This is a genomic window from Streptomyces sp. NPDC007863, assembly GCF_040633895.1.
Taxonomy (GTDB): domain Bacteria; phylum Actinomycetota; class Actinomycetes; order Streptomycetales; family Streptomycetaceae; genus Streptomyces.
In genome coordinates, this window is sequence record NZ_JBEYEI010000006.1 from 1 (window position 1) to 14,535 (window position 14,535).

Here is a 14,535-nt window from a genome sequence, read left to right on the forward strand (position 1 = left end):
GGGCGCCCGGACCGGAAGGTCCGGGCGCCCCTCTCTCGTGGGCCTGTGGGCCCGTGGGCCCGTGGGCGTCAGTCGCGCTCGTACGGGGAGCGGACCGGGAAGTACGCCTCCAGGAACGCCCGCAGCACGCGGTCCCGCTCGTCCAGCGGGACCTCAGCCTCGGCCGACTCGCCGATGCAGATGACGTCCCGGTGGCGCGCGGCGAGGAGCCGGCTGAGCGCCACGTGGTGCTTGTAGTCGCCGATGTTGATGTACGCGGCGGAGATGCTGCCCGGCGCGCCCTTGGCCGTCAGATAGGCGAAGTGGTGGTGGAGCGACGAGGTGATCGACAGGTCGGTCCGGCCGCGGAACGGCGTGGCCGCCGTGAGGGAGGTCTGCTCGGGCCAGCGCTCGGCGATCGCCTCCAGGACGCTGCGGCGCAGCGGGTGCGGCGTGTGCAGGAAGCCGTGCGTGGCGACCCGGCCGAACTCCTCCTCCAGGAGCGCCTGGTTGTTCTTCGCGGCGACGAAGTAGCCCTCGGTCTCCTCGGTGACCTCGCCCGGCGGGACGGCCGTCGGCGACCGGAAGAAGAGCGAGTTGCCGTTCGACTGGAAGAACTTGCCCGGGGCCAGCGGACGCGCGAAGAAGACGTCGTCGTTGACGTAGAGGAAGTGCTCCGAGAGCCCCTCGATGCGGTGCAGCTGGGACTCGATCGCGTGCGAGTTGAAGGTCGGCAGCCAGGACGGGTCGGCGAAGATCTCGCGGTGGCTGACCACCTGGATGTCCGGGTGCTCGGTGTTCAGCCACTCCGGCACCTGGTCGTCCGTCACCAGGAAGACCTTGCGGATCCAGGGGGCGTGCGTGGCGAGCGAGCGGAGCGAGTAGCGGAGCTCGTCGCGGTTGCGGAAGCGGACGTCACCGGACTGGGCGTCGTCGGTGGCGAGTCCGGCCGCCTGCCGGGCGGCGTCGCGCTTCTCGCGCCAGGCCGGGTCGGTGTCGTCGACCCAGGTGTAGACGGCGTCGATCGGGAAGTCGACGGCCCACATCAGGCGCTTGGTCAGCACCTCCAGGGTCGGGTACGCGCGGCCGCCGACGGAGATCCGGGCGGTGCCGTCGAGCGAGGGCAGGCGCGGGCCGACCAGGGTGGTGCCGCGGGGCGCGGTGAACCAGTGCGGCTCCACGTCCTCCTGGGGCCAGAACTCGACGCTGCAGCCGTAGACCGGTCCGTACCGGAGGATGCGGCTGTCGCTGACGACCGGCTTGAAGACCCGCACGGCCGCGACCTCGGGGGCGGCCGTCAGCGTCTCGGCGAGGCGGGCGCCGGGCGCGGCCGTCTTCGGCGCGACGAGCTCGGCGTACACGGGCTTGCCGTGCAGCTCGGTGCCGAGGGCGCGCAGCGCCCGCTCGCGGTCGGTGTCCTTGACGGCGAGGCGGTGGCTGACGGTCGACGGGTCGTGCAGCAGGACGTAGGGGACGTCGTGGCGTTCGAGGGCCTCGGCGCTGATCTCCAGGTTGATCTCCCCTATGCGCCAGGCCGGGATGTCGTCCCGCACCTCGGCGAGACGGCCGGCGGAGCGCACCAGGTTCTTGCGGTCCTGGGCCTGGAGGATGACCTCCCGCGCCTTCTGCTCGTCGGCGGAGGGCGCGAGCTTGCTGATCGGCGCGGAGACGGCGAAGCTCTTGCTCCCGCCGGCGGCGACGCGGCGGGCCGTCCGGTCGGCGCGGGCCGCGGCACGGACCGCCTCCGGCTCGGCGCGGAGCGCGGCGAAGAGCTCGTCCCACTGGGCGGTGATGACCTCGGGCGCGAAGCGCTCGCGGGCTCCCGCGCGGGCGGCGGCGCCGTAGGTGGCGCGCAGCTCGTCGTCACCCATGAGGCGGGCCAGCGCCGCGCCCAGCGAGGCGACGTCGTCGGCGGGGACGAGCAGGCCGTCCACCTCGTGGCGGACGATCTGCGACGGGCCGGTCAGGGCGTCGTACGCGACGACCGGGACACCGGCCGTGAAGGCCTCCAGCATGACGAGGCCGAAGGACTCGACGCGCGAGGGCATCAGGCAGATCGCGGCCTTCGCCCACTCCTCGGCCATCTGCTGGCTGCGGCCGACGAGCTCGATCCGGTCGTGCCTGCCGAGGCTCTCGACGAGACGGCGCAGGTTGACCAGCTGGGGGCCGTCGCCGAAGAGGCGCAGCCGCCAGTCCGGGAACTCGTCGGCGAGCTCGGCGAAGGCCTGGACCGCGTGGTCGAGCTGCTTCTCCGGCACCATGCGGCCGGCGACGACGATGGTCTTGCCGCCGAGGTCGGAGCGCGGCCGGTAGCCGTCGGGCATCGCGTTCGGGATGGTGGCGAGGCGGGGCGCGGAGGCACCCAGGGACTCGGCGAACCAGTCGGTGGTCAGCTCGGTGAGCGAGACGAGGGCGTCGAGCCGCGGGGCGTGCGTCAGCAGCGGTTCGCCGGTGGCGCCGCGCAGCTGGGAGACGCGGTGCTCCTGGTGGACGGTGGCCACCGAGGAGGGGACGAGCTTCACGGCCGCGGCCATGAGGGCCGGCGTGGTCGTCACCAGGATGTCGGTGTCCAGGCCCGACAGGGCCGCCGTCATCTCGATGTCGGAGAGCCGGTCGAAGGTGGGCTCCCAGGAGGCCTCGATCAGCTCGCTGGGCAGCTTGGCGAGGGCCGCGCACTCCTCCGGCGTGAGGGAGGTCTCGCGGACCGGGCGCGGAGTGCGGCCCGTACGGTCCACGAGGTAGCGGACGGACAGGGCCTTCGCCTCCGGCAGGAAGGGCTCCTCGGCGGTCTTGAAGACGCTGAGGATCTCGACCTCGTGGCGCGGCATCAGCTGGGCGGCCTGCGTGTAGGCAGCCATCTCGGTGCCGCCCATCGCATCGCCCCAGGTGAGCAGGATGGTGATCTTCATGCGACTTCCTCTGCGCCGTGGGGGGCGCCTTCGAACGCGACGCAGGAAACGGCGAGCGCTCCGGCCGACGTGATGTAGGCATGCGCTCGGAGGAGCGTGCCGTCTTCCAGGGCGATGATCCTGAACGTGGTGCGGATCACCTGATGGCGCCGCCTCACGTCCGTGAGCCTGCGGCCGATCTTGAGGCCGGTGCGCCCGTGCGCGAGCTGCATGTCCCAGCGGTACGAGCGCCCGCCCGCCACCATCTCGGCCAGCGGCACGTCGAAGGTGAACGCGTCGCCCCGCCACTCCACGGGGGCCTGCACCACCGTACCGCCGCCGCGCCGGACGGCCTGGGCGGTGTAGCCGGAGGTCGGGCCCTGGCGGGCGATGACCCGGCCGTGGACGACGATGCGGTCCCAGCGGAGGTCGAAGCGGTCGAGCTCCGCCTGGTGCACGGGGGCGCGCACCTTGAGGACGGCGAAGCCGTCGACGGAACGCATGATCCGGAAGTGGGCGCCGCTGTCCGGCGAGGGCGAGACGGGGGCCGTCGGTCCGTCCGTGGTGGGGAGCGCCACGGCGCCGACACCGGCGCGCACCTCCCGCCCGTCGGCGCCGGTGAGCACCACGCCGATGCGCCAGAGGCCGCCGAAGAGGGCCATGCCGGCGCGGCCGGGGCCGTGCTCGCCGGGGGTGTCGGGGAGGTCGCCCCGGTCCGTGTACCGCAGGGCGGTGGTGGCGGTGAGGAGGCGGGTGCCGTCGCCCTGCGGCTCCACGTCGAGGTCGAGCCTCAGGTGGCGTCCGCCGCGCACGAACTCCAGGTGGGCGGCGGTGACGTCGACGGCCGGGGGCGCCACGAGGGCGACGTTCAGGGTGCGTCCGCCGAGGACGGAGAGGTGGACGGCCTTCAGGGCGGGGCGGGGCCGGATGCCGCTCGCGAAGGCGGGCGCCGTCTGCAGGCGCTCGACCCTGCGGCGCATCCGGACGGCGACTCGGCGGGCTCGGTTGGCGGCACCCACCGCATAGGGCAGCAGTGAGTCACTCACGACGAATCCCGCGCTTCCACTCTGGACTGACAGTCAGCGCCACATAGTGTCAAGGGGGCGGAAGCATTGGCAAGTCACGCCCCGGCAAGCAGTGCGTGACCGCAATCACGTCGCCAAGTGAACCCTGCGTGGCGTTTTTCCCCTCTCCCTCAAGGGATCCTTGCTAGTCGAACACACAGGAAGCAACGGGGAGAAATGGGACGCTGGAGTTCGTTCGCCGATGTCGCGCTGTCGCGGCGCACTCTGCTGGCCTCGACCGCCGCCGTCACGGTGGCGGGCGCCGTCAGCGGCTGCGGGGAGACGGCGGCCCCCGTGCGCATCCCGGCCCAGGCGGACGGCGACGCCGGATCCCGTACGACGGTCCGCCGGCTCGCCACCACGGACGCGCGCGACGGGTTCGCGGCGGTCGGGGCGCCGGCCGTGGTACAGATCGTGGCGCACCCGGACGACGACCTGTTCTTCATGAACCCCGACGTCGTCCAGAACCTCTCCGCGGGCATACCCGTGACGTCCGTGTACATCACGGACGGCGGCTCGTACGGCGTGAACACGGTCCCGGGCCGGCCCGACCCCGAGCCCGACATACCCGCGTACGTCTCCTCCCGCCAGCAGGGCCTCCGCCAGGCCTACGCCCTGATGCTCGGCGCCAGGATCTTCGCCCCGTGGCAGCGCTCCGTCCTCGCCCTGCCGGGCGGCCGCACCGCCGAGGTCAACCGGCTCGAGTACGGCGGCCGGACGGCCGAACTGATCTTCCTGAACCTGCGGATGCACGCCAAGAACGGCGCCAGGACCGTCAACCTGACCCGGCTGTGGGGCACCCCGGGCGTGACGCTTCCCACCCAGTCGGCGCCGGAGTCCCCGGTGCGGCAGTCGTACACGTACACGCGCAAGGACCTCATAGAGACGCTCGTCTTCCTGCTCTCCCGGCGCAAGCCCACCCTGGTCCGCACCCTCGACCCGGATCCGGACACGCAGGTCCACGACGAGCGTCATCCGCGCGGCAGCGACCAGCACGGCTTCTCCGACCACCCCGACCACACCGCCGCCGCGCTGTTCGCCTGGCGCGCGCTCGCCGAGTGGGGCGGGCGGACCGGGCGCGGCACGCAGGCGCCCGCCTTCCAGACGGAGGCCTTCCGCGGGTACTACAACCAGCGCTGGCCGAAGAACCTGCCGGCGCCGACCGTCGCCATGAAGGCCCTGTACCTCAACGCGTACGGCGGCGAACCCTCCTGGCAGTGCGGGAACGAGTCCGGCTGCGGCGACTACGCCTTCGGCCAGGACTCGGTCCTCCGGTCCATGAAGGGCTGGGCGCGCTCCACCCACCGCCGCTACCCGAACGGCGGGCCCAAGGCGGTCGCCGGGACCGGCGGCGCGCTGGCCGTGTACGGCGTCCTCGGCACCCGGCTCGCGCGCTGGACCACCGACCTCTCCGGCCGGCAGAACCCGCCCGAGGACCTCGGCGGCGGTCCGCTCGCCCCCTCCATTTCCGTGGTGCGGCTGCCCGACGGCAGGGACATGATCTTCGCCCTGCGCTTCTCCTCCCTGGAGGGGACCGCGGGGAAGAACCTGCGCGAGATCGTGATGCTGCGGCAGCGGACGGCCGGCGGCGCCTTCGAAAGCTCCTGGGTACGCCTCGGCTCCCCCGAGACCAGGCCGTGGCGGACCCGGCTGACGGGGGCCCCGACGGCGGTGCTCGGCGCGGACGGACGGGTCCACCTCTTCGTGCGGAACGGCGCCAAGGGGGTCAGCACCCGGGTGCTGCGGACCGACGGCACGTGGACCGCGTGGTCGGAGCTGCCCACCGGGCGCATACAGGAGGGGCTGACGGCGACGGTCGACGGCCGCGGGCTCGTCCACCTCTTCGGCGCCTCCTCGACCTGGGTCGAGCACTGGAGCCAGCGCACCCCGTCCGGCGACCTGCGCAAGGGCACCCGGCGCTTCGCCCACCAGCCCGGAGACGTCCCCGACGCGATCACCGCGCCGGACGGCTCGGTACTGCTCGGCTACCGGAGCGTCGCCAGCGACGAGGTCGTCATCGAGCGGCTGGCCGCGGGGCGTGCCAAGCGGTGGACGACCGTGGCGAAGCCGAGGATCGGCGGCTTCGGCCGGGTCAGCCTCGTCGACAGCCACGCGGCGACCTCGGGCGGCGGCGTCCTGGCCGTCCCCTCCGGCTCGCGGGAGGAGCTGGTGTACGACATCACCAGCGGCGGCCGCACCTCGCTCGTCGGGACCGGGGCGCCCTCGCTCACGGTCGGCACCCCGGCCACCCTCACCGTCGGCGCCGCCCCCGGCACCCCGGTCTCCGTCACCCTGGGCCTCGACGGCCTCCCCCACGTCACCCGCCTCCGCGACATCCGCGCCGGCTGACCCGCACACACGAGAACCCCCGCCCGGCCAAGCCGAGCGGGGGTTCCCGCGTATGTCCCCTTGGGAAGCGGAGCGGACGGACCCGGCGACGAGCCGGGCGCCCAGGCCCCGCTAGAAGGGGTTGAACTCGTCGTACTCGCGCTCCGGGTCGTCGCGCTCCGCCTGGCGGTCGCGGCGGCGCTGGGCGGCCGGGCGGGGGGCTTCGAGGCGGTGGTCCTCGCCTCGGCGGCCGAGCATCTCGGCGCCGGCCATGAGGGTGGGCTCCCAGTCGAAGACGACCGCGTTCTCCTCGGAGCCGATGGCGACGCCGTCGCCGGCGCGGGCGCCCGCCTTCATCAGCGCCTCCTCGACACCGAGGCGGTTGAGGCGGTCGGCGAGGTAGCCGACGGCCTCGTCGTTGTTGAAGTCGGTCTGGCGGACCCAGCGTTCGGGCTTCTCGCCGCGCACGCGGTAGACGTCTTCCTGCTCGTCGTACGTGACGGTGAAGCCGGCGTCGTCGACCGCCTTCGGGCGGATGACGATACGGGTCGCCTCCTCCACCGGCTTCGCGGCGCGGGCCTGCGCGACGATGTCGGCGAGGGCGAAGGAGAGCTCCTTCAGGCCGGTGCGGGCCACCGCGGAGACCTCGAAGACGCGGTAGCCGCGCTCCTCCAGGTCCGGGCGGATCATCTCCGCGAGGTCCTGGCCGTCCGGGATGTCGATCTTGTTGAGGACGACGACGCGCGGACGGTCGTCGAGGCCGCCGTACTGCTTCAGCTCCTCCTCGATGATGTCGAGGTCGCTGACCGGGTCGCGGTCGGACTCGAGGGTCGCCGTGTCGAGGACGTGGACCAGGACCGAGCAGCGCTCGACGTGGCGCAGGAACTCCAGGCCGAGGCCGCGGCCCTGGCTGGCGCCGGGGATGAGGCCGGGGACGTCGGCGATGGTGTAGACGGTCGAGCCGGCCGTCACCACGCCGAGGTTCGGGACCAGCGTCGTGAAGGGGTAGTCCGCGATCTTCGGCTTGGCGGCCGAGAGGACGGAGATCAGCGAGGACTTGCCGGCGCTCGGGTAGCCGACCAGCGCCACGTCGGCGACGGTCTTCAGCTCCAGCACGATGTCGTCGAGGTCGCCGGGCTCGCCGAGCAGCGCGAAGCCGGGGGCCTTGCGGCGCGCCGAGGACAGCGCCGCGTTGCCGAGGCCGCCGCGGCCGCCCTGCGCGGCGACGTACGTCGTGCCGTGGCCGACGAGGTCCGCGAGGACGTTCCCCTTCTTGTCCAGGATGACGGTGCCGTCGGGCACGTACAGGACGAGGTCCTGGCCGTCCTTGCCCGCGCGGTTGTCGCCCTCGCCGGGCTTGCCGTTGGTGGCCTTGCGGTGCGGCGAGTGGTGGTACTCGAGCAGCGTGGTGACGGACTGGTCGACGACCAGGATCACGTCTCCGCCGCGACCGCCGTTGCCGCCGTCGGGCCCGCCGAGCGGCTTGAACTTCTCGCGATGGACGGAGGCGCAGCCGTGGCCCCCGTTACCCGCGGCGACGTGCAGCTCGACGCGGTCCACGAAGGTGGTCATGGTTCTGTGCCTCCAGAAAGCTATGTACGGGATTGTCTATCTAGTAACACGCGAAAGGCGGACCCGCTTCCCTGCCGGGAAGTGAGGTCCGCCTCCGCAAAGCGTCCGATCAGGCGACCGGAACGATGTTCACGACCTTGCGGCCACGGAAGGTGCCGAACTGCACCGAACCGGCCTGCAGGGCGAACAGCGTGTCGTCGCCACCGCGACCGACACCCGAGCCCGGGTGGAAGTGGGTGCCGCGCTGGCGGACCAGGATCTCACCGGCGTTGACGACCTGACCGCCGAAGCGCTTCACGCCGAGCCGCTGGGCGTTGGAATCGCGACCGTTCCGGGTGGACGATGCGCCCTTCTTGTGTGCCATTGCTCAGTCCCTCTTTACTTCGCGGCCGTCGGGATGGACGTGACCTTGATCGCCGTGTACTGCTGACGGTGACCCTGGCGACGGCGGTAGCCGGTCTTGTTCTTGTAGCGCAGGATGTCGATCTTGGCGCCCTTGGTGTGGTCCACGACCTCGGCCTGGACCTTGATGCCGGCCAGGACCCACGGGTCGCTGGTCACGGCGTCGCCGTCGACGACGAGCAGGGTCGAGAGCTCGACCGTGTCGCCGGGCTTGGCGGTGGAAATCTTGTCAACCTCAACGATGTCGCCGACAGCAACCTTGTGCTGGCGACCACCGCTGCGCACGATGGCGTACACGCGGATCTCTCTCTCACTCGGTAATGGGGACCTCTGACGCCAGCCGCCCACGCGCGGGCCTGGGGCCCACCGCGATCCGGATCGGACGAGCGGCCTCTCCCGGCGAGCGGGAGGGGGATGCTCAGAGGCGCGGCGCGTCATAGACACGCCGACGGTCTAGGTTACGGGCGGCTGCCACAGGGGGTCAAATTCGCCCGCGCGGGTGCGGACCGTCCCGGTGGGCCCCCTTCCGAGGGCCCACCGGGACGGCTCCGGCCTCAGTCCTGGGCCGGGGCCGCGGTCTTCTTGGCCGTGGCCTTCTTGGCGGTGGTCTTCTTCGCCACCGTCTTCTTGGCCGCCGTCTTCTTCGTGGCGGCCTTCTTGGCCGTGGCCTTCTTCGCGGTCTTCCGGGCGGCCTTCTTGGCCGCCGGGGCGGCCTCGGGCTCCTCGGCGACCGGCTCGGCGACCGGCTCGGCGTCCGCCGCGGGGGCCTCGGCCGGGGCGGCCGTGGCCACCACGATCTCGGCGGCCTCGGCGCCGGCGGGGGCACCGGCCGGAGCGGTGGCCTTGCGGACCACCCGGCGGCGGGCCCGCGGCGCGGCGGCCACGGGGGCCTCCTCGACGGCCGGCTCGACGACGGCCTCGGCCACCGGGGCGGCCTCCACGACCGGCTCCGGAGCCGGTACGGCCTCCGGCTCCACGACCGCGACGACGGTCTCGGCCTCGGCGGCGGGCGCCTCGGACGTCGAGACGACCGGCGAGGTCACCCGGCGGGTGGCACGACGGCGGGCGCGCGGCGCGGGCGCCGCCTCCACCGTCTCCTCCGCGACCGGCTCGGCCACCGGGGCCTCGGCGGCCGGCGCGGGCTCGGCGACCGGCTCCGCGATCGGCGTCGGGGCGGGGGCCGGGACCACCGGCGCCGTCACCTTGCGGGTGACGCGGCGGCGGCCACGGCCACGGGTCGCGGCGGCCTCGGCCTCGGCGACGGAGCCGTACAGCTCCTCGTCCGGGGCGATCGGGACCGGCACGGCCACCGGGGCGGCCAGCTCGGCAGCGACCTCGGCCTCGGTCTCGGCCTCCGCCGGGACCTCCGCCTCGTGCGCCTCGTGGGCGTGCTCGTGCACGTGCTCGTCGCCACCGCGGCCGCGCTTCTTCGAACGCTTGCCGCCACCGCCGCCACCGTGGGTGGCCGGCTGCTCCATGTGGACGATGACGCCGCGGCCGTTGCAGTGGACGCAGGTCTCGGAGAAGGACTCCAGGAGGCCCTGGCCGACCCGCTTGCGGGTCATCTGCACCAGGCCCAGCGAGGTGACCTCGGCCACCTGGTGCTTGGTCCGGTCGCGGCCCAGGCACTCCAGGAGGCGGCGGAGCACCAGGTCGCGGTTGGACTCCAGGACCATGTCGATGAAGTCGATGACGACGATGCCGCCGAGGTCGCGCAGCCGCAGCTGGCGCACGATCTCCTCGGCCGCCTCCAGGTTGTTCCTGGTGACGGTCTCCTCCAGGTTGCCGCCCTGGCCGGTGAACTTGCCGGTGTTGACGTCGACGACGATCATCGCCTCGGTCTTGTCGATCACCAGCGAGCCGCCGGACGGCAGCCAGACCTTCCGGTCGAGCGCCTTCATCAGCTGCTCGTCGATCCGGTAGGTGGCGAAGACGTCGACCTCGCTGGTCCACCGCGTCAGGCGGTCGGCCAGGTCGGGCGCGACGTGCGAGACGTAGCCGTGGATGGTCTCCCAGGCGTCGTCACCGCTCACGATGACCTTGGAGAAGTCCTCGTTGAAGATGTCGCGGACGACCCGGACGGTCATGTCCGGCTCGCCGTAGAGCAGGCTCGGCGCGGAGGTCGAGATCTGGCTCGCCTTCTTCTGGATGTCGGCCCACTGCGCCTGCAGGCGCTCGACGTCACGGCGCAGCTCGTCCTCGCTCGCGCCCTCGGCGGCGGTGCGCACGATGACGCCCGCGTCCTCGGGGACGATCTTCTTGAGGATGGTCTTCAGCCGGGCGCGCTCGGTGTCCGGGAGCTTGCGGCTGATGCCGGTCATCGAGCCCTCGGGGACGTACACGAGGTAGCGGCCCGGGAGGGAGACCTGGCTGGTGAGGCGGGCGCCCTTGTGGCCGATCGGGTCCTTGGTGACCTGCACCAGGACCGACTGGCCGGACTTGAGGGCGGACTCGATGCGGCGCGGGCCGTGGCCCATGCCGAGCGCCTCGAAGTTCACCTCGCCGGCGTACAGGACGGCGTTGCGGCCCTTGCCGATGTCGACGAAGGCGGCCTCCATCGACGGCAGCACGTTCTGGACCTTGCCCAGGTAGACGTTGCCGACGTACGAGGTGGCCTGCTCCTTGTTGACGTAGTGCTCGACGAGCACGTTGTCTTCCAGGACGCCGATCTGGGTGCGCTCGCCGTTCTGGCGGACGACCATGACGCGCTCGACGGCCTCGCGGCGGGCGAGGAACTCGGCCTCGGTGATGATCGGGACGCGGCGGCGGCCCTGCTCGCGGCCCTCGCGGCGGCGCTGCTTCTTGGCCTCCAGGCGGGTGGAGCCCTTGATGGACTGCACCTCGTCGGACGGCTCGGCCTTCTCGCGGGCCGGACGGGGCTCGCGGACCTTGACGACCGTGCGGACGCCGTCCTCTTCGGTGGTCTCGGCCTCGCCGGCGGAGTCACCGCTGCGGCGGCGACGACGGCGACGGCGGCGGGAGCTGCTGGAGCCGCCGAAGCCGGACTCGTCGTCGCCCTCCTCGCCCTCCTCGGCGCCGGCCTCGTCCTCGCCGTGGAGCTCGTCGGCGTCCTCGGTCTCCTCGGCGTCCTCCGCCTCGGCGGACTCGCCGCGGCGACGGCGACGGCCGCCACGACGACGGCGGCGGGACGGACGGTCGCCGTACTCGTCGGCGTCCTCCGCCTCCTCGGCCTCCTCCGCCTCGGCCTCGGCCTCGTCGGCGACGTGCTCGACCTCGGGCTCGTCGGCGACGGTCGACGGGACGGGCTCGACGGCGACGGGCTCACCGCGGCGGCGACGGCGACGGCGCGAGCCGGTCTCGGCGCGCTCGGTCTCGGCGGGCTCGACGGCCTCGACCGTCTCGACGACGGTCTCCTCCGGCTCCTCCTCCTCCTCCTCGACCTCGACCTCGGTCTCGGCGGCGACGGCGGCGGCGAACGCGGCGGTCTCCGGCGTCTGGAACATCGGCTCGGCGAAGACCGGGGCCTGGAAGACGGCGACGGCCGGGCGCTCGGCGCGGCGGCGGCGCGGGGCCTCCTCGGCCGTGGCCGGCTCGGAGGTGAACTGCGGGGCGCTGACGCGGCGACGGCCGCGGCCACGGGTGGCGGCGGTCTCGGCGGCGGCGACGTCGGCACCGTGGGAGGCGATCTCCTCGACGGTGTCGGCGGGCAGGGACTCGCCGGAGGTCGGCGCGGCGAGCTCGGCCGCGACGTCCGGGGTGACCGTGGTCTCGGGCGCGGCGGCGCGGCGGGTGGCCCGGCGGCGGGTGCGGGCCGGGGCGGCCTCGACGACCGGCTCGGCGGGCGCCTCCACGGCGGCCTCGGGCTCGGCCTCGGCGGTCTCCTCGGCCTCGGCCGGGGCCGGGGCGGTGGAGGTCACCGGCGCGGTGGCCTTGCGGGTGGCACGGCGGCGGGTACGGGCCGGAGCGGCCTCGACGACCGGCTCGGCGGCCGGGGTCTCGGCGGCGGGCTCCTCCTCCGCGGCGGCCTCCTCGGCCGGGGCGGTGGAGGTCACCGGCGCGGTGGCCTTGCGGGTGGCACGCCGGCGGGTACGCGCCGGGGCGGCCTCGACGACCGGCTCGGCGGGCGCCTCCACGGCGGCCTCGGGCTCGGCCTCGACGGTCTCCTCGGCGACCGGCGCGGGCGCGGCCGTCTTGCGGGTGGCGCGGCGGCGGGTGCGGGCCGGGGCGGCCTCCGGCTCGGCGGCCGGGGTCTCGGCGGCCGGGGCCGGGGTGGTCTCGACGACCTCGGCGGCCTCGGCGGTCTCGCCGACGGCCGTCACCGGCGGACCGGCGGGCCGGGAGGCGGCGCGGCGCCGGCGGCGCGGCGGCAGCTTGTCGCCGGGGGCGTTGTCGTTGTTCTCGTTGGTCTCTTCGAGCATGCGGGCGGTTCTCCCGTCACGCTCCCGGGCGCCGCGTCGGATTCCGGATGGGCGGCACGGACGCGCGTCGTGCGCGGTGCCGCCGTCCGGGGCGCGGGCGCCGCACGGGAGCTGAATGTCTGGCTCGCCGGTTCCGTACGCCCGATGCGTACGGCCTGGCGAAAGTCTCCTGGTCAGTGCGCTGCCCGACCCAGGTGGCTCCCGAGTGCCAGGGCTGCGCTCGACTCCGTCCCCTACGCGGGGCCTGCCTCCGGCGCCGTCGCCGGGGCGGTCGCGGCGGCCGTGGTAGCTGCGGCCTTGACTGCCTCGCGGTCGGGCGCGAGCGGGTCGGTCACCGTGCCGGACTCCTCGTCGAAGAGCCCCTGCGCCAGCCTGGTCACCGCTGCGGGGACCGGCGGCGCCAGGTCGGCCACAGCTCGGAGACCGGACAGGACGTCGTCGGGTCGCACGGCGGGTGTCACGTGCCGAACGACCAGCCGCAGTATCGCACAGGCATCGTCGGCGGGCCTATCACCCTGGGGATCGCCCTGGGGACGGTCCGCGACGAGCTCGGCGACGGCGGAGCGGGTGTCGAAGGTGCGGATGCCGTTCTTGGTCTTGCGCTGGACCTCGACCGTCTCGGCCGCGAGGAAGGCCTCGACGGCCTTCCGGGCGTCGTCGACGGGGACGCCGTCGAGCCGGAGCTCCCACACGGAGGCGGTGAGCCGGTCGGCGAGGCCGGAGGTGCGGGCCTCCACGGCGTCGGTGATGTCGAGGCCGGCCGGGAGGGACTCGTCGAGCAGGACCCGCAGGGTCTCGGGGTCGCGGTGCTCGGTGAGGGCGATCTCCAGGAACTCGGCCTCGGAGCCCGTACCCGTGGGGGCGGCGTTGGCGTACGACACCTTGGGGTGCGGGGTGAATCCGGCCGAGTACGCCATGGGCACCTCGGCGCGTCGCAGGGCGCGCTCGAAGGCGCGCTGGAAGTCGCGGTGGCTGGTGAACCGGAGGCGGCCGCGCTTGGTGTAGCGCAGACGGATGCGCTGCACCGCCGGTGCGGGCGGCGGGCCTTCGGGCTGTCGCTTGCCCAGTGGTTCTTCTCCTCGGTGCGGGGCGGGCGCGGGTGGCGCTCCGCCCGGAAGCTCTCGGACGTCCCGTGGGCTCCCGCCCGGATCACCCCCGCTCGGAGCGGGGAGATCTCGGGGGCGGGCGCCGCGCCGGGGACGTTCCTTGTACTACCCAGAGTACGCGCCCGGGCCACCTCGGGTTCCCCGGCGGGGTCGGCGGCGGTTCAGCGGGCGCCGCCGAAGAGTGCCGTCCGCACCTCGCGGGCGGCGGCGCGCACGGCCCGGGCGACGGTGGCGACGGGCTCCCACACGAAGCGGCGCAGCCAGTGGCCGACGGGGGTGAGGACCGCCCGGTACACCCAGGCCAGGGGGCGGCCGATCGCGTTCCACAGCACCCACCGCAGGGCGCGGCCGACGGCCCGGGAGATCTCGCCGGCGACGCGCCAGGCCCAGGCGAGGGCGGCGCCGACGACGCGGCAGACGGGGCCGAGCACGTACCGCCAGAGCCAGGTGAGCGGGGTGACGAGCAGCAGGTCGACCACCCACCACAGGGCCTTGCCGACGGGGGCGACCACCCACTCCCACAGCCACCGGAGGGGGACGACGAGGACGTGGTGGAGCAGCCACCCCAGGGCTCGGCCGATCGGGGCGAGGACCCATTCCCACAGCCACCGGAGGGGGATGACGAGGAGGTGGTGGAGCAGCCATCCGAGGACTCGGCCGATCGGGGCGAGGACCCAGCGCCAGAGCTGCCGCCCGCACCAGGCGAGGGCGTCCCACAGCAGCCGGAAGGGCAGGACGATCACGAGGGCGATGGCGCGGGCCACTCCCGTGAGGCAGCCCGGGTTTTCCGTGTTCATGCCCAGATGGACGACGACGG

9 protein-coding genes are annotated in these 14,535 nt (G+C 73.8%); 1 reads left to right on the forward strand and 8 read right to left on the reverse strand.

Annotation, left to right across the window (positions count from 1 at the left end):
• Positions 1–68: 68 nt before the first annotated feature.
• Both ABZ621_RS11155 and ABZ621_RS11160 read right to left on the reverse strand, forming a co-directional pair.
• The gene (locus ABZ621_RS11155; RefSeq protein ID WP_360603023.1) at positions 69–2,888 is read right to left on the reverse strand and encodes a stealth conserved region 3 domain-containing protein; all 2,820 of its coding nucleotides are present in this window, start codon (positions 2,886–2,888) and stop codon (positions 69–71) included.
• Positions 2,885–3,913 carry a hypothetical protein gene (locus ABZ621_RS11160; protein WP_360603025.1) on the reverse strand — a complete coding sequence of 343 codons (1,029 nt, stop codon included), beginning with the start codon at positions 3,911–3,913 and terminating at the stop codon, positions 2,885–2,887. The genes ABZ621_RS11155 and ABZ621_RS11160 overlap by 4 nt, the downstream gene beginning before the upstream one ends.
• A 195-nt stretch (positions 3,914–4,108) precedes the next feature.
• On the opposite strand from ABZ621_RS11160, the gene ABZ621_RS11165 reads away from it, so the two are divergent.
• Complete coding sequence (locus tag ABZ621_RS11165) at positions 4,109–6,280, forward strand: PIG-L family deacetylase (protein ID WP_360603027.1); 2,172 nt, start codon at positions 4,109–4,111, stop codon at positions 6,278–6,280.
• A gap of 111 nt (positions 6,281–6,391) precedes the next feature.
• Here ABZ621_RS11165 and obgE read toward each other — a convergent pair whose 3' ends face one another.
• The 6 genes from obgE to ABZ621_RS11195 form a co-directional block, all read right to left on the reverse strand.
• Positions 6,392–7,831, reverse strand: coding sequence for a GTPase ObgE (obgE, locus tag ABZ621_RS11170; protein ID WP_360603029.1), 1,440 nt, complete (start codon positions 7,829–7,831; stop codon positions 6,392–6,394).
• A 109-nt stretch (positions 7,832–7,940) separates the two neighbouring features.
• Positions 7,941–8,195, reverse strand: coding sequence for a 50S ribosomal protein L27 (gene rpmA / locus ABZ621_RS11175; protein WP_030494090.1), 255 nt, complete (start codon positions 8,193–8,195; stop codon positions 7,941–7,943).
• 14 nt (positions 8,196–8,209) lie between these two features.
• Positions 8,210–8,530, reverse strand: coding sequence for a 50S ribosomal protein L21 (rplU, locus tag ABZ621_RS11180; protein WP_030494089.1), 321 nt, complete (start codon positions 8,528–8,530; stop codon positions 8,210–8,212).
• A gap of 257 nt (positions 8,531–8,787) precedes the next feature.
• The gene (locus tag ABZ621_RS11185) at positions 8,788–12,612 is read right to left on the reverse strand and encodes an Rne/Rng family ribonuclease (protein ID WP_360603031.1); all 3,825 of its coding nucleotides are present in this window, start codon (positions 12,610–12,612) and stop codon (positions 8,788–8,790) included.
• Positions 12,613–12,845: 233 nt separating this feature from the next.
• Entirely contained in the window at positions 12,846–13,637 is a 792-nt protein-coding gene (locus tag ABZ621_RS11190) for a TIGR03936 family radical SAM-associated protein (protein WP_360603033.1), read from the reverse strand.
• Between the two features lie 242 nt (positions 13,638–13,879).
• Positions 13,880–14,515, reverse strand: a complete 636-nt coding sequence (locus ABZ621_RS11195; RefSeq protein ID WP_360603035.1) for a hypothetical protein — start codon at positions 14,513–14,515, stop codon at positions 13,880–13,882.
• Positions 14,516–14,535 lie beyond the last annotated feature (20 nt).

Coding starts and splice junctions, on each gene's coding strand:
- ABZ621_RS11155 (WP_360603023.1), bottom strand. CDS start 2,888: ATGAAGATCACCATCCTGCTCACCTGGGGCGATGCGATGGGCGGCACC.
- ABZ621_RS11165 (WP_360603027.1), top strand. CDS start 4,109: ATGGGACGCTGGAGTTCGTTCGCCGATGTCGCGCTGTCGCGGCGCACT.
- obgE (WP_360603029.1), bottom strand. CDS start 7,831: ATGACCACCTTCGTGGACCGCGTCGAGCTGCACGTCGCCGCGGGTAAC.
- rpmA (WP_030494090.1), bottom strand. CDS start 8,195: ATGGCACACAAGAAGGGCGCATCGTCCACCCGGAACGGTCGCGATTCC.
- ABZ621_RS11185 (WP_360603031.1), bottom strand. CDS start 12,612: ATGCTCGAAGAGACCAACGAGAACAACGACAACGCCCCCGGCGACAAG.
- ABZ621_RS11195 (WP_360603035.1), bottom strand. CDS start 14,515: ATGAACACGGAAAACCCGGGCTGCCTCACGGGAGTGGCCCGCGCCATC.